Annotated in this window: 15 protein-coding genes and 3 pseudogenes; 4 read left to right on the top strand and 14 right to left on the bottom strand. The window is 49.0% G+C overall.

The genetic code is table 11. The annotated features are described in order from the left end of the window. Nucleotides 1-33: 33 nt before the first annotated feature. Entirely contained in the window at nucleotides 34-717 is a 684-nt protein-coding gene (locus BEB54_RS15285) for a DUF3251 domain-containing protein (RefSeq protein WP_105277683.1), read from the bottom strand. 572 nt (nucleotides 718-1,289) lie between these two features. Next, nucleotides 1,290-1,652 (bottom strand): YibL family ribosome-associated protein, encoded by a 363-nt coding sequence (locus tag BEB54_RS15280; RefSeq protein WP_000665680.1) that lies wholly within the window; start codon nucleotides 1,650-1,652, stop codon nucleotides 1,290-1,292. 283 nt (nucleotides 1,653-1,935) lie between these two features. On the opposite strand from BEB54_RS15280, the gene yibT reads away from it, so the two are divergent. Then, nucleotides 1,936-2,145: a protein YibT gene (gene yibT / locus BEB54_RS15275; RefSeq protein WP_000517099.1), complete on the top strand. Its 210-nt coding sequence runs from the start codon at nucleotides 1,936-1,938 to the stop codon at nucleotides 2,143-2,145. A 10-nt stretch (nucleotides 2,146-2,155) separates the two neighbouring features. Here the strand turns inward: yibT and mtlR are convergent, their stop codons facing one another. The 3 genes from mtlR to mtlA form a co-directional block, all read right to left on the bottom strand. Continuing rightward, nucleotides 2,156-2,743 (bottom strand): mannitol operon repressor MtlR, encoded by a 588-nt coding sequence (gene mtlR / locus BEB54_RS15270; RefSeq protein WP_000228261.1) that lies wholly within the window; start codon nucleotides 2,741-2,743, stop codon nucleotides 2,156-2,158. Then, on the bottom strand, nucleotides 2,743-3,891 hold the full coding sequence (gene mtlD / locus BEB54_RS15265; RefSeq protein WP_000645420.1) for a mannitol-1-phosphate 5-dehydrogenase: 1,149 nt from the start codon (nucleotides 3,889-3,891) through the stop codon (nucleotides 2,743-2,745). The genes mtlR and mtlD overlap by 1 nt, the downstream gene beginning before the upstream one ends. Before the next feature lie 363 nt (nucleotides 3,892-4,254). Continuing rightward, nucleotides 4,255-6,168, bottom strand: a complete 1,914-nt coding sequence (gene mtlA, locus BEB54_RS15260) for a PTS mannitol transporter subunit IICBA (protein WP_000093252.1) — start codon at nucleotides 6,166-6,168, stop codon at nucleotides 4,255-4,257. Between the two features lie 536 nt (nucleotides 6,169-6,704). Here mtlA and BEB54_RS15255 point away from each other — a divergent pair. Both BEB54_RS15255 and BEB54_RS15250 read left to right on the top strand, forming a co-directional pair. Next, nucleotides 6,705-7,067: a DUF3302 domain-containing protein gene (locus BEB54_RS15255; protein WP_000479624.1), complete on the top strand. Its 363-nt coding sequence runs from the start codon at nucleotides 6,705-6,707 to the stop codon at nucleotides 7,065-7,067. Nucleotides 7,068-7,069: 2 nt separating this feature from the next. Next, a complete protein-coding gene (locus tag BEB54_RS15250) occupies nucleotides 7,070-8,206 on the top strand; it encodes an HlyD family secretion protein (RefSeq protein ID WP_105277684.1) in 1,137 nt (378 codons plus the stop codon). A 455-nt stretch (nucleotides 8,207-8,661) separates the two neighbouring features. Here BEB54_RS15250 and BEB54_RS15245 read toward each other — a convergent pair whose 3' ends face one another. The 9 genes and pseudogenes from BEB54_RS15245 to rhsC form a co-directional block, all read right to left on the bottom strand. Then, nucleotides 8,662-9,183 (bottom strand): Imm57 family immunity protein, encoded by a 522-nt coding sequence (locus tag BEB54_RS15245; protein ID WP_022646265.1) that lies wholly within the window; start codon nucleotides 9,181-9,183, stop codon nucleotides 8,662-8,664. Between the two features lie 4 nt (nucleotides 9,184-9,187). Continuing rightward, entirely contained in the window at nucleotides 9,188-9,634 is a 447-nt protein-coding gene (locus tag BEB54_RS15240) for a tlde1 domain-containing protein (RefSeq protein WP_231347612.1), read from the bottom strand. Further along, a pseudogene (locus BEB54_RS29955) lies at nucleotides 9,564-9,782 on the bottom strand (RHS repeat-associated core domain-containing protein); the annotation flags it as partial. The pseudogene BEB54_RS29955 and the gene BEB54_RS15240, both read right to left, overlap by 71 nt. A gap of 33 nt (nucleotides 9,783-9,815) precedes the next feature. Then, complete coding sequence (locus BEB54_RS15235) at nucleotides 9,816-10,277, bottom strand: sel1 repeat family protein (RefSeq protein WP_105282228.1); 462 nt, start codon at nucleotides 10,275-10,277, stop codon at nucleotides 9,816-9,818. An 11-nt stretch (nucleotides 10,278-10,288) separates the two neighbouring features. Then, nucleotides 10,289-11,244, bottom strand: a pseudogene (locus BEB54_RS15230) (RHS repeat-associated core domain-containing protein); the annotation flags it as partial. A 29-nt stretch (nucleotides 11,245-11,273) separates the two neighbouring features. Then, nucleotides 11,274-12,116, bottom strand: coding sequence for a HEAT repeat domain-containing protein (locus tag BEB54_RS15225; RefSeq protein WP_001544187.1), 843 nt, complete (start codon nucleotides 12,114-12,116; stop codon nucleotides 11,274-11,276). 20 nt (nucleotides 12,117-12,136) lie between these two features. Then, nucleotides 12,137-13,591, bottom strand: a pseudogene (locus BEB54_RS15220) (polymorphic toxin type 34 domain-containing protein); the annotation flags it as partial. 26 nt (nucleotides 13,592-13,617) lie between these two features. Further along, a complete protein-coding gene (gene ybfB, locus BEB54_RS15215) occupies nucleotides 13,618-13,944 on the bottom strand; it encodes a protein YbfB (protein ID WP_000873947.1) in 327 nt (108 codons plus the stop codon). Beyond that, complete coding sequence (rhsC, locus tag BEB54_RS15210; RefSeq protein WP_105282227.1) at nucleotides 13,944-18,137, bottom strand: rhs element protein RhsC; 4,194 nt, start codon at nucleotides 18,135-18,137, stop codon at nucleotides 13,944-13,946. The genes ybfB and rhsC overlap by 1 nt, the downstream gene beginning before the upstream one ends. 228 nt (nucleotides 18,138-18,365) lie before the next feature. On the opposite strand from rhsC, the gene BEB54_RS15205 reads away from it, so the two are divergent. After that, on the top strand, nucleotides 18,366-18,974 hold the full coding sequence (locus BEB54_RS15205) for a glutathione S-transferase (RefSeq protein ID WP_000779790.1): 609 nt from the start codon (nucleotides 18,366-18,368) through the stop codon (nucleotides 18,972-18,974). Nucleotides 18,975-19,011: the final 37 nt, after the last annotated feature.

Here is a 19,011-nt window from a genome sequence, read left to right as displayed (position 1 = left end):
CTCTATTCCTTGATATAAGCGCAGAAGCTGCATTTATTTTTTGTTTTTCCGCTGCCGGGTTTCAGCAGGTTGAACAGTGTCGAACTGGAGATTGGCCATATTGATGGACAATTTCAGATACTTCAGGTTATTAGGTGAAACGCCTTTTAATGTCAGATTAATGTCTTGCCATTGACCTGGCATTAATTGCAGGGTGGAGTTCATGGTGGTGTTGAACAGCAGTTGCTGCCACTTTGCCAGCGCTTTGGCATCGGTGGGTCTTTCATTGCCCCATGTGGCTTGAAAGCCAATATTTAATACGGGAACGCTTAAAAGGTTAACCAGCGAAATACGAATAACGCTACCATTTTCAACTGCATCAATAGACAGCACCCGGCCTGCCAAACCAACCGAGCCATTGTTTAAAATGAAGTATTTTGTTTGTGCTGGGTTAAATTCGGTGAAGACAAATTCGTCCTGTTTGTCTTTGACCGCCTTTACTACACCCGCCAGCACTTTAGTGGTGTTTGCAATATTAATTTGTTGATTTTCAATAATTTCTATTTTTCTTTTATATTGTTCTTGTTCTTTTTCAAGAATCTCTATTTTACTTTTTTGCAATTCTTGCTGTTTGGCAAGATCGTCGATCAGATTCGCTTTCTCAATATAGTCACACCCAGTCAATACCCAGAGTGGCAATGTTATAAACATGCTTAATAGTGCTTTTTTGATGCTCATAGGGTGAATTCCTTTTCATGATCCCGATACGTTAACTGTTACGGCGTAATCATCCTTTTTATGAATGATTCGAGTGGAAATATACGTTATATAAATTTATAAGAGACTTTTTCTATTAATTGTTGTATTAATTGGTAGTGCGAATATGACATTAAATGTCAGACAATTTCAGATTGTAGCCAATAATATTAATCGCGCGGATTTTAATGATCGATGTCAATCAATGTCAAATGTTTCACCGGATGAAAACACCGACCAGGAGAAATATTAATATTCAGCATGGTGATGTTTTCTTGGGAAGTGTGTGATTCTGAGCGATAAATATAAATAATTAATGGCTGTTACAGGCATTAATGTGCATTAATTCATTGTTATCGCTTATATATCACTTTTTTATTCCATACCACAATTTCAGAATTTAGCCTGTAATATGCGCTTCAAAGAGCCGGTGAGATGGAAGCAATAGTGATAAGAATGTTAAAGATATCCGATATCTGGTATCAGGCTCCTGCATGTGCCAGCAGGAGCGAGTAAATCGTGAGAGGCTGTGATTACAGCGGTGAGACAGGTACTTAAAATGCGGTCTTAGAGAATCCGGTCATCTCTTGCAGGCCCATTTCGCGGCCCAGCGCGGTCATCGGATGCACAACTACCAGTCCGCGAACACTTTTCTTCAGCTTGCCCATATCAGCCTGCTCTTTTTTGGTAATCGCGCGCTGGAAGGGCATTTTCATCAGTTTTTGCGCTTCTTTACTGAGTTTCTGGCTGTGAACTTCACGCAGGCGAGCAATTTCGGCTTCCAGCGTGGCTTTTTCTTTTTCCAGTTCGGCATATTTATCTGCGGCTTCAACAAGTGACAGGTCAGCCTGCTGATGGCGGATAGCGTCCAGGCGATCGCTGAGACGTTTGATTTCGTTTTTTTCGACTTCTTTCATGTGATGACTTCTGATAGAGATAAATTTATAGCCTCTAGTATGCGCGACCAGGTGCTTTGTTCACAACAGATGGCATTGTAATAGTTCCAGATTGTAACCATTAATGTGTTTGAAAATCACCCAATCTATTGATTAGTTAGGAAATTTAAAGAAAAAAGATAGACAACAGAAGAGGATCATTATTGAGGATTGAGCACGTTTTCCTTAATGTCATTTATACCGGGATCTAAACTAAAATTGGCGGCCGCGCATTCCCGACGCGGGGTAATACGGAGATATCATCATGGGCAAATTAGGTGAAAACGTTCCGCTTCTTATCGATAAAGCTGTAGATTTCATGGCATCGAGCCAGGCGTTCCGGGAGTATCTGAAAAAACTTCCTCCCCGCAATGCGATTCCGTCCGGAATACCTGATGAAAGCGTGCCGTTATATCTACAACGTCTGGAGTATTATCGTCGGCTTTATCGGCCGAAACAGGTAGAGGAGAAGTAAGCGAAAGTACTTACTTTTGAAAGGCTTTTTTTAAGCTGATTTTGGAAATCAGCTCTGTCAGTGAAAGGACCATTGTTGATCGCACAGCCTGTTGGTAACGCTGAATTTGCATTGCATACAAACTGGAGTCTGCGGGTTCAAACTGTGGCGGCGGTGGTAACGCCGCCACACAGTGCAGCTCACCAAAGGGGCCAAGAATTTCGTCGTCGGTAAAGGCGTACTCATTGCCGTCGTGATTTAGTTCTTCACGCAATGCCATCAGCAGTTCCGCATCTTCGTATTCATGGCGGTTAATGACACCCAACCCGTAAATGAGTTTTAAACGCACAGAAAGATCGCCCAGCGGGCCATCGCCGTCGAGTAACGGTTCTACAGCATACTTCACCGCGTAATCGTCTTTGCGGAATACCTGAAGCACCAGAAGATTTACCGCCTCGGTCAAAAGCTCGACGGCGGTAATCAGAAAGCTTCGCACGGTTTTGCCAGCATTCAGACGCTCAAGCACACGGTTTTCAAAGGCCTGGGTTTGTTCCATTGTTGCCTGCATATCTGACAATCTGTTATTCGGGCGCAGGGAGTCCTGCGCCTGGTCCACCATTATTGCATTGCTTTATAAGCGGTTACTGCCTCGGATACAACCTCGCTGTTAGCATCAAGGCCGGAAATCTGCGCCAGTGCGGCTTGCGGGCCTTTGTCGGCAATCAGTGCTGCCAGTTCCTGAGCCTGCGGATCATCTTCACTGCGGAAGTGCATTGCAGCGGCAATACCTTCAATCAGGTTTTTATGTGGCAGACCATATTCCAGCGTTCCGAGCAGTGGCTTGATCAGACGGTCGCCAGCACTCAGTTTACGCAGCGGCTGACGGCCTACGCGCTCTACATCGTCTTTCAGATACGGGTTTTCAAAACGACCAAGGATTTTCTGGATGTACGCCGCATGTTTGTCCGCGTCAAAACCGTAACGCTTAATCAGTACAGCGCCACTTTCTTCCATCGCCCCTTTTACTACCGCGCGGATTTTCTCGTCGAGAATTGCGTCACGAATGGTCTGATGACCTGCCAGTTTTCCGAGGTACGCGGTTATAGCATGACCTGTATTCAGGGTGAAGAGTTTACGCTCAACAAATGCCATCAGGTTGTCGGTTAACTCCATGCCTGGGATGTTCGGCAGTGCACCTTTGAACTGGGTTTTATCGACAATCCATTCGCTGAAGGTTTCGACTGTCACTTCCAGCGGATCGTTCGTTGCCGAAGCGGAAGGCGGTACGATGCGGTCAACGGCGGAATCCACAAAGCCAACGTGTTCTTCTACCCACGCTTTGGCGTCTTCTGGCAGGGCGTTCATCACATGGCCTTTCAGCTGCGTGGTGCCGCGTACCATGTTTTCACAGGCGATAATGTTCAGTGGGGATTCATTACCTTGTTCTTTACGTTTCACCAGCCCTTTGGCGATTGCCGGAGCAATACGTTCCAGCACAACCGGGCCCACGGCGGTAGTGACTAAATCAACCTGAGCAATCAGATCAACGACATCATCACCAATGCTGCTGACAGCATTGACGCCAGAAACGGTATCTACCTGCTCGGTTTCACCGACCACATGAACCTGATAGCTATGACGGGCATTCAGGGCATCAAGTACCACCTGATTGACATCGGCAAACGTCAGTTGGATACCCGCGTCTGCCAGCAGTTTACCGATAAAGCCACGACCGATATTACCTGCGCCAAAATGTAATGCTTTCATAGTATTAACCTTCATCAATGTTTTTACCCGAGAGGGCTGGGGTGAGGCTTTTCCCTCACCCAAACCCTCTCCATGTGGAGAGGAGCCGCGCCGGATGCGGCGCAAACGCCTTATCCGGCCTACAAGAACGTGCAAATTCAACAAATTGTGCTTTGTTTTTGTAGGCCTGATAAGCGTAGCGCATCAGGCAATTAGCCCATCTTCTCCATGTGGAGAGGGGCCGCGCCGGATGCGGCGTAAATGCCTTATCCGGCCTACAAGAACGTGCAAATTCAACAAACTGTGCTTTGTTTTGTAGGCCTGATAAGCGTAGCGCATCAGGCAATTAGCCCCACCGTCTCCATGTGGAGAGGTGGGATTGGATTACTTACGACCTGCCAGCAGTTCCAGCACTTCATCCACGCTGGTGGTGTGTGCCAGACGCTCGATGACGGACTCATCATCCAGTGCATTGGTCAGGCTGGTGATAACCTGAATGTGCTCGTTGTTACGGGCGGCAATACCAATCACCAGACGGGCAATGTCATCTTCTTCTTCACCGAAGCGCACGCCTTCCGGGTACTGGCAGAACACCACGCCCGTTTTCAGTACGCGATCTTTCGCTTCAACCGTACCGTGCGGTACCGCGATGGACTCACCCAGATAAGTCGGGGTCAGTTTTTCACGATCCAGCATCGCCTGAACGTATTCCGGCTCAACGTAACCGCCTTTCACCAGCTGCTCGCCAGCAAAACGAATCGCTTCTTCTTTGGTGGCCGCTTTGCGACCGAGGAAGATGTTTTCCGCGCCCAGTTTGAAGAGGTTAGCACTGGAATCGTCAAAGCTGTCTTTCAGACTGTCTTTCACTTTTACTTCGTTTTCAGTATGGCGCTGGGCAGCAACCAGACGTTCGGTCAGGCTGGTGTACAGGCCGCTGTCGAGGAAGTTGGTCAGCGAAATATGCTGTGCCTGCGGAACCTGGCGCATAGCGCGTTCGGTCAGGTCACGGTGAGTGATGACCAGGTCCACATCTGGCGGCAGGTTGTTGATCGCGCTGTTAGTAACAGAAATCTGCGACAGACCTGCATCCTGAATTTTCTTACGCAGCACACCTGCGCCCATCGCACTGGAACCCATACCGGCGTCACAGGCAACGATGATTTTACGTACGTGGCTCAGGTCGTTAGTCACATCGCCAGCAGACAGCGGAGATGCACCTTTAGATTCAGCTTTCATGTCCTGCATACGACGCGTTGCTGCTTCAATGTCATCTTCTTCTTTCACTTTGCTGGTTTTCAGCAAAATAGCAGAGACAACGAAGGAGACTGCCATCGCCGCACACACACCCGCGATGTTAGCGAAGTAAGCACCTTTTGGTGTCATTGCCAGTACCGCAAGGATAGAGCCCGGAGATGCCGGAGAAACCAGACCACCGCCCAGGATAGTCAGCGTGAATACGCCAGTCATACCACCGAGGATAACGGCCAGGATCAGACGCGGATTCATCAGCACATACGGGAAGTAGATTTCGTGGATACCCCCCAGGAAGTGAATGATTGCCGCACCGCCCGCAGACTGTTTAGCGCTACCACGGCCAAAGAACATGTACGCCAGCAGAACACCCATACCCGGACCTGGGTTAGCTTCAATCAGGAAGAAGATGGATTTACCCAGTTCATGGGACTGCTGAATACCCAGCGGCGAGAAGATACCGTGGTTAATGGCGTTGTTGAGGAACAGGATTTTCGCCGGTTCAACAAAGATAGACGCCAGCGGCAGCATGTCATGGACAACCATGAAGTTAACGCCCGCAGCCAGCATTTTGGACAGGGCTTCAACAATCGGGCCAATGCCGAGGAACGCCAGAATAGCGAGGATCATCCCGATGATGCCAGCGGAGAAGTTATTCACCAGCATCTCAAAACCGGATTTGATCTTACCGTCTACCCAGCGGTCGAAGTGCTTAATGCACCAGCCGCCCAGCGGACCTGCAATCATAGAACCGAGGAACATCGGCATATCTGCGCCGACGATAACGCCCATTGTAGTGATGGCACCGACTACGCCGCCACGTTCGCCGCCTACCAGCTTACCACCGGTATAACCGATCAGCAGTGGCAGGAGATAAGTGATCATCGGCCCGACCAGCTTCGCCAGCGTTTCGTTCGGTAACCACCCTGTTGGAATAAATAACGCGGTGATGATACCCCACGCGATAAACGCGCCGATATTTGGCATCACCATGTTGCTGAGGAAACGACCAAAGCTTTGCACTTTGATCTTAATATCGGATGACATAAAAACACCCCTTCTTATGTTTGCTGTCGCGCAGGCTGGAAGCCCGAGGTTTTTTGTTAATGTGGCGGCAGAGGTAGCCGGACCTTGTTGATAGTGCGAAATCTGGCACTGAATCGGTTAACTGTCCAGTCGACGGCTTTTTGTGTGATATGAATCACATAAATATAGGGGGTAGAGAGGTAATTGACGTGATGTGCATCACAAAATACTTGTGTAAAAAAGCAACAAGACGGCGATTTTCGCTAAAAATGGCATTTAAATGTGAGTAATGTCACATTTTTGTTTTGTTAGTTTGTTGAATCTTTGTGATCTGAATCACAAGATATTTTCTTACGGCGTTCACCTGATGTGATCTGCAGCATGTTATGCCTTCGTCATAAAATCGTTATGTAACTAAGCAACTCATCACCTCTAAAAATTATTCTTTGGTGTTATGGCGAGAATCGCGAACCCGAATTATTGTCAAAATATCAGCCTGACTCCCTTCTGGCTGCCAGCCAAAAAACAACACCGATAAACGTGAATCCGAGGCAGATATGTTTCTAAACTATTTCGCGTTGGGAGTGCTGATCTTCGTCTTTCTGGTGATTTTTTATGGAATCATCGCGATACATGACATCCCTTATCTGATTGCCAAAAAGCGCAATCACCCCCATGCCGACGCTATTCATACGGCGGGCTGGGTGAGCCTGTTTACTCTGCATGTTATCTGGCCGTTCCTGTGGATCTGGGCGACGCTCTATCAACCGGAGCGTGGCTGGGGTATGCAGTCACATGTTGCGTCGCAGGAGAAAGCGACTGACCCGGAAATCGCCGCACTTTCTGACCGAATTTCCCGGCTGGAGCATCAACTCGCCGCCGAGAAAAAGACTGACTATTCCACGTTCCCGGAGATCTAAATATGGATCTGTTGATTGTTTTAACTTACGTGGCGCTGGCGTGGGCGGTCTTTAAAATCTTCCGCATTCCGGTAAATCAGTGGACGCTGGCGACGGCGGCGCTGGGAGGCGTGTTTCTGGTGAGTGGTTTGATTTTGTTGATGAACTACAACCACCCTTACACTTTTACCGCACAGAAAGCGGTGATTGCTATTCCCATCACGCCACAGGTGACGGGGATCGTGACTGAAGTCACTGACAAGAATAATCAGCTTATTCAGAAGGGCGAGGTGCTTTTTAAGCTCGCCCCGGTACGTTATCAGGCGCGAGTCGACAGACTTCAGGCTGACCTGATGACGGCGACGCATAATATAAAGACACTGCGCGCGCAGCTCACTGAAGCGCAAGCCAATACCACCCAGGTTTCAGCGGAGCGTGACCGCTTGTTTAAAAATTATCAACGTTACCTGAAAGGCAGCCAGGCGGCGGTAAATCCGTTCTCGGAACGTGACATCGACGATGCGCGGCAAAACTTCCTCGCGCAGGACGCGCTGGTGAAAGGCTCGGTGGCGGAGCAGGCGCAGATCCAGAGCCAGCTCGACAGTATGGTTAACGGTGAGCAGTCGCAGATTGTCAGCTTAAGGGCGCAGCTTACCGAAGCGAAATATAACCTTGAGCAGACCGTCATTCGCGCGCCGAGCAATGGCTACGTCACTCAGGTGCTGATCCGCCCAGGTACATACGCAGCTGCCTTGCCGTTGCGTCCGGTAATGGTTTTCATCCCTGAGCAAAAACGGCAAATTGTCGCCCAATTTCGGCAAAACTCGCTGTTACGTCTGAAACCAGGTGATGATGCGGAAGTAGTGTTTAATGCGCTACCTGGGCAGGTATTCCACGGCAAACTGACTAGTATTTTACCTGTCGTGCCAGGCGGTTCGTATCAGGCGCAAGGGGTATTGCAATCATTAACGGTCGTGCCCGGCACGGACGGTGTGCTGGGAACCATTGAACTGGACCCTAACGATGATATCGATGCCTTACCCGACGGCATCTACGCCCAGGTGGCAGTTTACTCCGACCATTTCAGCCATGTTTCGGTGATGCGGAAGGTGCTGCTAAGAATGACCAGTTGGATGCATTATCTTTATTTGGATCATTGAGGGGGGCGGGGGATATTATGGAACTTTGCTCCTTGTAAGGACTAATTATTTTTGCATATTATTTCATCGGCTGTGATGATTTTTCTTTAATATTCATTATGTTAATAAGTTCGGGATGAGTGTGAACTCATTGGATTTTTTATCCGTCTTGATCTGCCGCAGGATCAGACTATACATCGTCGAGATCGCAATGATTATGAATTGTTCCTCTGCGACGATGCTAATCAAAAAAGTGCTGGAGTGCTTTTCCATCTATTGCGATGATGGTTTTATTATCTGAAGAATGGCTGTCACATTTAAAAATATATAATTTATAGATCACAATGTAGGTTCATGGAATATATGTATACAACTATTTTTCTCTTCACTTTTAATTATCGTATTCATTATAACACTAAGTTAAAAAAACTCCTGGAGAGTGAGTTATTAATATATTTTTAAATATAATTAAGTTATTATTCATCGATGCATTTTATAGAATCATCAATGGCTACAATAGTACTATTAACTCTCCAATTTATATTTTTATTATCATTGCAAATATTAACTGAATCTATATCAATGATTTTTTTATTTTTATCTTTTATTTTATTTACAGTTTCAATGCAATCAGCGACAAGTTGGTGTGGATTTAGATTCTTCAGATATGGTCTTATGATCTTTCCCTTGCTTAATAAATAGCATGTATAAGATTCGGAAAGTCCAGCATCTATTTTGTACATCATTATTCTAGATAAGGATGTGAGAAATGCCTTGTTATCATTAGCAGCCATATATGCCAGTCCGAGTTCAGCCTCTGCGGCTTTACATGAAAAATAGCTAAGTGAACACGCTTTTCGTCCCTCTTGGGTACTGGCTGATATTAGTGCCCATAATATTGCCTTGTCTGCCAAATCCAACTCTCTCTGAAATTGGTTTACAGTAACTGCATTCGCAGAAATAGAGAAAAAAAGCACAATTGTTAATAACCTTGCCATATTTCTAGTCCGTCACTGTTAATGTGTTATCTGGCTCTGAAAATATTAGCTCATTTAATTTTTGCATGTCATTAGATGAACCAGTTATACAACCCTCGGAACAGAATCGAGGTCCTAAAGATGGACCAAAAGCGTTTAAACAACTATGTATTAAAAATCCATCACGATTATACGTTTCTGTATTTGCTGACGGTACTAAACGTATACCATTAGGTTTTCTATTAGTTGCTCCAGGACCATTAACATTCCAGGTCCATACCCCTTGAGGTATTGGGCCTCTATTTTGTAAGTGTGTACAACCAGGATTATTTTTACATTGCATATTATTACCATTATTACCAGAGGCGACTGAAATAGTAAGCACACCATAAGAATTATCATCACCTGGTATATCTGAAACACACGAAAGCATACCTAAAGTTATGCTGTATAAACAGGTGGCTAATCCCAAGGGGATCGATTCCAGAAATCGGGTTCAAAGGATACTGATAAAAATTCCACCTACCTTCCAGCCCAATCGGAGCCTGAGTGTTATACCGCCCCTGCTGCGGTTAATGTTACAGATAATAGTTATAGTACAGCCCTGATTCATCATCATACTACTGCTGCGGCAGTCTGATGAATTATTGCTTTTACGGATTCTCCTTATTCTTCCTTCTATCCATTCGCTTTAGCTTTTTGAGCTCTTGAAGTTTGCTCTTTGCATCAATATTACCGTTATTTACAGCGAATTCCATCCAATAAATAGCTTTATTCAAATTATAATATTCTGATAATATTGGATTTGTATCCGATAAAAAAACTCCATAATTAAACTGCGCTGTAACATTCCCCTGAGATGCTGATCTTTCTAAGTATCGCAATTGTTTGTAAATGTTATTTTTAGTAAAGCAGTAATATTGATATAGTCGAAATGATGCCTCTGAATCACCATGTTGTGATTTATACTTCAGTTTCATCAACTTTTCTTCACTTAAATCATAGGTCATTGCTGTAGACCCCATCATACTTTCGTTTTGTTTTATTTTCACATCAGCACCATGCAATTGAAAAATAAAAGAGAAATAAAAAAATAGTAACAAGCATGCTTTCATACATCTACAACCTATCTTATATCACTGGGTTTTTCTGGCGTACCTTGCATATTAGAAATGGGGTGCCCAGATGGCCCATATGTTATCCAATTACCAAGGTCTTTTGTTGTTATAGCCATAAGATCCTTATTTGAATTAAGGTTCGTTGGTGCTGTTAGCACTGTATCCATTTTTAACTTACCATTAGTTCCTCGCCCCACCACGTCCATAGCGTGTCAGGTCCTATTACATTTGTATGTAACTCTTTAGCTAATTGGCTAGCAAATGAATTTTGTCCTTTACCTGTATTACAAGAAAATAACCAAACTGTCATCCCATCTTTATAATTCCCATCAAATTTAATTAGATATGCTAGATCTTTAGCTGTCATGATACTGCGCGTTGCGGATTCAATAGATGTGGGGGTACCATGCCCCCCGATTGTGAAAACGCCTGGGATATTAATCTCATCAGCTACAGAATGGATAAGATCACTTTCGGGGTATAAATTTATATCAACCAAACCTTGCGGATCTACATTTATGACCGGATCCAACGGATACTGATAAAAATTCCATCCCCCCTTCAGCCCAATTGGATCCTGAGTGATATACCGCCCCTGCAGCGGGTCATAATAGCGGTGGCGGTTGTAATACAGGCCGGACTCCTCATCATACTGCTGCCCCGGCAGCCGGATGAGCTGCTGCAGTTGATGCGGGTTCTCTTCATTCAGCAGGTTGCCCCATTCATCATATTCTGCGTACCACGCTGTTGCCCCTTCCGTGCTGACAAGCGCCAGGGGCAGACCGCGATGGTCGCAGTGGTACAGGTGAATTTTTCGCGCCGGCGTGTACACCGGGTCCATCTGGTTTTGCATCTGCGTCACCGTCAGGCCGCACGATGCCAGCCAGCGGCGGCTTTCCTCACTCACTCGGTCAGCCAGGATTTCACTTTCCAGCCGGTCGAGCATCTGCACCGTGCCGGCGGGAATACCCCACTGTGCATAGGCAACTCACGCTATGAACGCTTCAGCTTATCAATAGCGGAAGTTATAATTTCATTGTCATCAAACTTGTACAACATAGTATCTAAAACAGGAAGTAGCGTTTTATCACCTAATTCACCCGCAGCTTCAATGATATCATCATAAACAGTATTTTTTTTTAACTCATCGCATAAAACAGATAAAACCCTTTTATCTTTTCTGTAGGAAAGTCCGATTATTGCTTCAATACGGACTTCCTCATTTTTATCCTGAAGCATCTCCACAAAACAATCCCTAATATCACTATTATCATATTTATTGATATTTATTGCAAATGCGGCCCAGTTTCTGACATCTCCATTTGGATCTTTTAACAGATTAATCAATAGTGGAATTGTTGCTTTATCATTGATAACAGAAATAGCAAATGCTGTAGCACGTCTGACATTAGTCGATTTATCAAAAGCAGTAATTTGAGATTGTTCTACTATTTTAGGTGAATAAATTGGGTTTTTCTTGCATCGCTGAGCCGTTGACTCGATTGCCGTAGCTCGAACGCAAGCGCTCTTATCATTCAATGCCATATTGTTCAAAATATTAAACACATTACCTTCGCATTTTTTGCAAATTTTTATTTGCCCGAGTATAAATGCTCCGATATCTCTACGGATATAATTTTTATCAGAGCAGAACTCAATTGCCAATCTAACAGCGTCTTGCCCACCTCTTAACTGTAATACTCTGGCAGATGAAATCCTTTTCAAGGAATTGTGATCATCAAGTAAGCGAAATAATTCATCATCATTTAGTTTCTTACATTGATTATATAAACCATACTCTTTACTTGCCTTTCTTTTCTGGTATGTATTTGACATTGCAGGAACCTCCATAAAGGCTATCTTTTTTTATCGTTTGACTGTCTGGAGTGACGACAATTCCAGGCTTTCTGTGTGCTTTTTGCATCTTTAGCACTAATATCACCACAATCAATTAGTTCCTGAAGTACGTCACATCTGTCGGGTTTTTTCCCATCACTCCAGAATCTGTCATTTATTATGTCATTGACACGATCAGTTATCCCTGTGTCTGCAACATTTCCACGAGAAGCTATCATTGTTATATCTAATGCTAGTCCCGGATTATTCAATATTAGAGAGTCAAATATTCTTTGTGATGCTGTATCGTTCCACCATTTTGTCAATGCTTTTGCAGCATTATCATCTGCTTGCTGCTGTGCAGGGCTTTTTGGCCATGGAATTGGCAAGGGGAATGGTCCAGGAAAAACTTCTAACCCCAGAGGATCTGTATTCGTAACTGGATTCAACGGATACTGATAAAAATTCCATCCCCCCTTCAGTCCAATCGGATCCTGAGTGATATACCGCCCCTGCAGCGGGTCATAATAGCGATGGCGGTTGTAATACAGGCCGGACTCCTCATCATACTGCTGACCCGGCAGGCGAATGAGCTGCTGCAGCTGTTGCGGATTCTCTTCATTCAGCAGGTTGCCCCATTCATCATATTCTGCGTACCACGCTGTTGCCCCTTCCGCGCTGACAAGCGCCAGCGGCAGGCCGCGATGGTCGCAGTGGTACAGGTGAATTTTTCGCGCCGGCGTGTACACCGGGTCCATCTGGTTTTGCATCTGCGCCACCGTCAGGCCGCACGATGCCAGCCAGCGGCGGCTTTCCTCACTCACCCGGTCAGCCAGGATTTCACTTTCCAGCCGGTCGAGCATCTGCACCAGCACCGGCGGGAACACCACATCACCACCGTCTTCGCCGCCGGACTGCTGAAGCGCATCCGCCAGGCTGCGGCGCTGCGTTTTCGCCAGCTCACCGGTGGCGGTTTCGACCCTGATGAGTGGCGTGAAGCTCCCCGGCTGATAAACCGTCTGGATGCGGGTTCTGTCGTTCTGTATCGTGGTCAGCCGGTCACCGTCCCAGCCGTACCAGGTCACTTCCGGTTTCCGTGACAGCGACATCCAGCCCGTCAGGTCCCGTTCACGCCGCCACACCCGTTTTGCCACCCTGCGGCCCAGCGGGTCGTAAAGATAGCGACTTTCGACCAGCGGCTCTGCATATTGTGTCCGCGTGTAGTGCACCAGCCGGTGCCGGCTGTCGTAATGGTACCGGTGAGTCCGCTCATCATCCGTGCGGATAACCCCTTCCGGGATGAGGTCGGTTTTCTCCGTCAGCCTGCCGTGACGGTCATACCGGTAAAGATAGTGCGCGTCACGGGCGATACGGTTATCCGGCCACATGCTGAGGGTGCTGTCCGGGTGCAGCTCCGGGTCGGGCAGGCGGTTACCTGCCGGGTCTGTTGCATACGGGATATCAATGCCCAGGTTACATATAATAATAAGAGCAATTAACTTTATTTATTTATAATGCGCTTACTTAATACAAACCATTGAATATACCCTCCTGACAGAAAATAAAGCCATATTATTATCGCCATAATATACTTACTATCAATTCTTACGCCAATAATGTCTGAAATACTCCCTATAAATATTAGAGCAATAAAGAATACTATGCCTGTTGGAAAACATATTACCATCATTCCATAAGACATGAGACTAATTAACTCGCTCACATCACGAGTGGAGTCTAATAGTGAAAGTCTATGCATGGAAAAGAATAGCATTAAAAGTGATAACGCCAGCCATATAGCTCTGAATGAAAAAATAATATATTTCATTACATCACTCCGGTGAATACAAATCTAATAAAACGTCCAATGTTATTTCCGGAGCACTTCATCTTACATGTTTCTAAAGAATCATTAGACCAGTCTTGGCAGTTTTTAAATAGCCCTAAATTTATAGGTGTGAATATATCAGGCAATACAGAATAACGCGGCCTTACCTCTTTAAACTTCCCTTTTAAACAGTTCTCCACACAACTATTATCGGTTTCAACGAGGTCACAACGGCCAGCAGCTTCTTTTGTATCATTACTTGCTTTACCTGGCCCCCATAGACCATCTCCTTTTGATTCTCCCCGTTGGTCTTGGCCACCACAAGTATAGTCCCCTTTACCATCTGGGACACAAAGATATTGATGATAGAACGGATTCCCCCATATATCTGGACCGCTTCTTTCACCAGTTCCGCCCATTGAATGCAGTGGCTTAATGCATTTTAGTGTTTCTAATCCTAATGGATCTATATTTGAGATCGGATTCAACGGATACTGATAAAAATTCCATCCCCCCTTCAGCCCAATCGGATCCTGAGTGATATACCGCCCCTGCAGCGGGTCATAATAGCGGTGGCGGTTGTAATACAGGCCGGACTCCTCATCATACTGCTGCCCCGGCAGCCGGATGAGCTGCTGCAGCTGGTGCGGGTTCTCTTCATTCAGCAGGTTGCCCCATTCATCATATTCTGCGTACCACGTTGTTGCCCCTTCCGTGCTGACAAGCGCCAGCGGCAGGCCGCGATGGTCGCAGTGGTACAGGTGGATTTTTCGCGCCGGCGTGTACACCGGGTCCATCTGGTTTTGCATCTGCGCCACCGTCAGGCCGCACGATGCCAGCCAGCGGCGGCTTTCCTCACTCACCCGGTCAGCCAGGATTTCACTTTCCAGCCGGTCGAGCATCTGCACCAGCACCGGCGGGAACACCACACTGCCACCGTCTTCGCCGCCGGACTGCTGAAGCGCATCCGCCAGGCTGCGGCGCTGCGTTTTCACCAGTTCACCGGTGGCGGTTTCAACCCTGATGAGTGGCGTGAAACTTCCCGGCAGGTATACCGTCTGGATGCGGGTTCTGTCGTTCTGTATCGTGGTCAGCCGGTCGCCATCCCAGCCGTACCAGGTCACTTCCGGTTTCCGGGACAGCGACATCCAGCCCGTCAGGTCCCGTTCACGCCGCCACACCCGTTTTGCCACCCTGCGGCCCAGCGGGTCGTAAAGATAGCGACTTTCGACCAGCGGCTCTGCATATTGTGTCCGCGTGTAGTGCACCAGCCGGTGCCGGCTGTCGTAATGGTACCGGTGAGTCCGCTCATCATCCGTGCGGATAACCCCTTCCGGGATGAGGTCGGTTTTCTCCGTCAGCCTGCCGTGACGGTCATACCGGTAAAGATAGTGCGCGTCACGGGCGATACGGTTATCCGGCCACATGCTGAGGGTGCTGTCCGGGTGCAGCTCCGGGTCAGGCAGGCGGTTACCTGCCGGGTCCGTGGCATACGGGATGCGGATATCCAGATTTGAGGTGGTGGTGTGGACGCCGGTCAGCCTGCCGGAGTCGCTGTAGCTGTAACTCCGGGTCTGGCGCGGGCTGCTGATGCGAATGAGTTCGCCGTTGTCGTTCCAGGTGTAATCGCGGTCATACTGCAGGCTGTTCAGGTGCTGGCTCTGTAACTGCCCGGCAGGGGTGTAAGCGGTGGTGAGTTCATAACGGCCGAAGCTGCGCAGCGTTTCCCGGTGCAGGCGGTCGCGGGTGAAATCCACCAGCGGTGTGTCGCCGAGTTTCATCCCTGCCAGGTAACCACTGCCATAAGTCAGCCATTCCACGGCGGGCAGGCTGTCCGGTATACAGCGGTTCGCCAGCCCCTGCGCGTTGTACGCATGTCTGGTTTCATGCTGCCAGAGCAGTGCTTCCGTCTGCGGGTGATGCACCGTCTGGCGCTCACCGGTCAGGCGGCCTTTCTCATCATACCCGTAATGCACCGTCACCCGGTGCCCTTCGCTGAGATGGCTGATGCCTGTCAGCCAGCCGCGTTCGTCGTACCGCCACTGTTCTGCGGTTTCACCATTCACCGTTCGCTGCGTGATGCGGTCTGCTTCGTCATAGTGCCAGTGGGTGACCAGTCCCTCATCCTCGCTGCGGATAAGTTTGCCGGTCAGGTCGTGGTGATAACGCTGTGTGCGGCCGTCAAAGCCGGTTTCCTGTATCAGCCGGTCGAGTACATCGTAACGGAAGGTGGTGTGGCTGCCGTTTTCGTTTGTCAGGCGGATGACCCGTCCTGCAGCATCGTATTCCATACTGCGGGTCAGCCCGCCCTGCGTGGTACGGACGGCCTTTCCCCACGCATCGTACTGTGCCCCGTATCTGCTGCCGTCCGTGGCAATGACGGTGGTCAGGTCACCGGCGGCGTTGTATTCATACCGCGTTTCATGGCCCTGCGTGTCTTTCACCGCAATTAACTGTCCATGGCTGTCGTATGCGCGGCACTGGCTCAGGCCTTCCTCGCGGTGCACCGCCGTCATCTGCCCGAAGCGGTTATGGTCATAACGGGTCTGGTAGCCGGAACAGTCGGTGAAGGTCAGCAACTGACCGTAACGGCTCCACGTCATGGTTTTCCGGCTGCCGGTGGCATCTTCCGTTGCGCAGGGTAAGTCACTGTGTGGATTATCATAACGGTAGCGGGTGATATCGCCGTTGTGTGCGGTTTCCTGAATCAGACGGCCGGATTCATCATATTCCCGGCGTATTTCCAGCCCGTCAGGCCCGGTGGCTGACGTTAACTGGTTGTGGTGGTTATAGTAAAACGCCGATGCCCTGCCATCCGGCGTGGTGATGCGCGTGATGAGTCCCGTCACCACATCCGGGCTGTATTCTGTTGTCCGGCCTGCGGCATCCGTCTGTGTCCTGAGCCTGCCCACCGCGTCAAACTGACTCTGCGTGACGCTGCCGTCCGCGTGTTCCTTTTTCACCACCCGCTTCAGCCCGCCTTCGCCTGCGGTATGCAGGACTTCATGGCGGTCCAGGCTGTCGGTGATGGTGATGCGGTCTTTCTCATACTGATACGTGTAGCTTAAGCCTGCCGGGTTTAGCTGTTCTGTCACCCGCCCGTCGCTGTCGTAACGGTAACGGATTTCCGGTCGGCCCGTGTGACGGTGCGCCACCATCCGGCCCCGGTATTTATCATCGTAAGTAAAGCTGCGCACCTGTGTATTGCTGCGGTCATACACCGCCGCCAGTTCGCCGCGCGGCGTCCAGCCATAGCGCACCAGCGGCGTGGCTGGCAGGTTGTCCGGGTATTCCGGGTCGTGCGTCAGCCACACGGCAGACAGGCGGATACCGTTGTCCCGGCCATATTCGGTGTAGTCCGGCAGGGTATCAGGAAAAGCGGACTGTTCCGCCCCGCCGGAAGAGGCCTGCTGCCGGGCCTCTTCTGCCCGCTGCGCCTGCGTGGTCAGTACCAGCCGGAAGTGACGCCCGGCACCATCCGTCACGCCGGTGATTTCGCCGCTGAATTCACCGGCGGTTTCGCGGTGAAACGTCTGTGTGCGCCCGAAGCGGTCCACCAGCCCGGTCAGTACCCGGTACGGCGGCAGCGGCGCGGGCAGCACCTCATCCGCCTCCGGCACCCGCTCACACCAGCCGAGTACCCACCACGGCCCCTGCGGACTGTTCGTCGCCAGATAACGATGCGGACTCAGGCGAAGCTCTTCCGGCAGCGCCTGCCAGAGTGCGGCCAGCCGGTGACCTTCATCCAGTCTCAGGACGCCGCCGCGCACCAGCCAGAGTGACTCGCTGCGGCTGTAACCGTCCTCACCGGGAAACAGGTGCTCAAAATACAGGCTTCTGCCGCCGTTATCACTGAGTATCAGTGTGTTATCGCGCAGCTGTAAGCGGATATCCGCAGGCATTTTCCAGCCGGGGCCGAGAATACCCACCGGCGCGGGCGTTTTTGTCCGGTAACTGCTGTAGGTGCGGGAGAGGATGAACGGCAGCGGTCCGGGCAGGGCAAGGTCGGTTTCGCCGGGAAGGACCTTCGCACCGAGCAGCGGATTGACCGGATGGCCGGACGTCACCCCGCCGGGGCACACCGAACAGGCCACCCCGGTGGGGGCACCAATACGCACCCCGGCTGAACCCTGGACAATGCTACCGCCATACTGCGTCATGTCGCCCTGACGCGCCGCCGGTTTTCCGCTCATCTGCTCATCCTTGTTTTATCGGGTTATTTGTCTGCTGACAGGCGAAACCCTACAGATTTATAAGAAAGCCTTAAGTGAGATATCTGTCAGATAAGAACAATTAGGAAAATATTTATATCACCATGATAAATATGTGATTTATTGGGAGGTAACAAACCATCAACATTTTCTGCCCTTTTTCCCATCACCAGGCCATACTGATATTTTTCCTCGCACAAAGGACTCGGCATGAAACTCGTCGGTAGCTACACCAGCCCGTTTGTACGCAAACTTTCTATTCTGTTGTTAGAAAAGGGCATAACTTTCGAATTTATTAATGAACTGCCCTATAACGCGGACAACGGCGTGGCGCAATTTAACCCGTTAGGGAAAGTGCCGGTGCTGGTGACCGAAGAGGGCGAATGTTGGTTTGATTCGCCGATCATCGCTGAATATATTGAATTAATGAATGTCGCTCCGGCGATGTTGCCGCGCGATCCGCTGGAGTCGTTGCGGGTGCGCAAAATTGAGGCGCTGGCGGATGGCATTATGGATGCCGGGCTGGTGTCGGTGCGTGAACAGGCACGTCCGGCGGCGCAGCAGTCTGAAGATGAATTGTTACGCCAGCGGGAGAAAATCAACCGCAGCCTGGATGTGCTGGAAGGATATCTGGTCGATGGCACGCTCAAAACCGATATGGTCAACCTGGCGACTATCGCCATTGCCTGCGCCGTTGGATATCTCAATTTCCGCCGCGTTGCGCCAGGCTGGTGTGTCGACCGCCCACACTTAGTCAAACTGGTCGAAAACCTGTTTAGTCGCGAAAGTTTTGCCCGCACCGAACCGCCAAAGGCTTGATGCGCGATATGTCCTCCTGACCCATCTCACGTTACAA

The organism is Escherichia sp. MOD1-EC6021 (genome assembly GCF_002965245.1).
Taxonomy (GTDB): Bacteria; Pseudomonadota; Gammaproteobacteria; order Enterobacterales; family Enterobacteriaceae; genus Escherichia; species Escherichia coli_F.
This window is presented reverse-complemented; position numbering and strand designations above follow the sequence as displayed.

Coding starts and splice junctions, on each gene's coding strand:
- mtlA (WP_000093252.1), bottom strand. CDS start 6,168: ATGTCATCCGATATTAAGATCAAAGTGCAAAGCTTTGGTCGTTTCCTC.
- BEB54_RS15205 (WP_000779790.1), top strand. CDS start 18,366: ATGAAACTCGTCGGTAGCTACACCAGCCCGTTTGTACGCAAACTTTCT.
- BEB54_RS15255 (WP_000479624.1), top strand. CDS start 6,705: ATGTTTCTAAACTATTTCGCGTTGGGAGTGCTGATCTTCGTCTTTCTG.
- mtlD (WP_000645420.1), bottom strand. CDS start 3,891: ATGAAAGCATTACATTTTGGCGCAGGTAATATCGGTCGTGGCTTTATC.
- yibT (WP_000517099.1), top strand. CDS start 1,936: ATGGGCAAATTAGGTGAAAACGTTCCGCTTCTTATCGATAAAGCTGTA.
- rhsC (WP_105282227.1), bottom strand. CDS start 18,137: ATGAGCGGAAAACCGGCGGCGCGTCAGGGCGACATGACGCAGTATGGC.
- mtlR (WP_000228261.1), bottom strand. CDS start 2,743: ATGGTGGACCAGGCGCAGGACTCCCTGCGCCCGAATAACAGATTGTCA.
- BEB54_RS15245 (WP_022646265.1), bottom strand. CDS start 9,183: ATGGCAAGGTTATTAACAATTGTGCTTTTTTTCTCTATTTCTGCGAAT.
- ybfB (WP_000873947.1), bottom strand. CDS start 13,944: ATGAAATATATTATTTTTTCATTCAGAGCTATATGGCTGGCGTTATCA.
- BEB54_RS15235 (WP_105282228.1), bottom strand. CDS start 10,277: ATGAAAGCATGCTTGTTACTATTTTTTTATTTCTCTTTTATTTTTCAA.
- BEB54_RS15250 (WP_105277684.1), top strand. CDS start 7,070: ATGGATCTGTTGATTGTTTTAACTTACGTGGCGCTGGCGTGGGCGGTC.
- BEB54_RS15225 (WP_001544187.1), bottom strand. CDS start 12,116: ATGTCAAATACATACCAGAAAAGAAAGGCAAGTAAAGAGTATGGTTTA.
- BEB54_RS15280 (WP_000665680.1), bottom strand. CDS start 1,652: ATGAAAGAAGTCGAAAAAAACGAAATCAAACGTCTCAGCGATCGCCTG.
- BEB54_RS15285 (WP_105277683.1), bottom strand. CDS start 717: ATGAGCATCAAAAAAGCACTATTAAGCATGTTTATAACATTGCCACTC.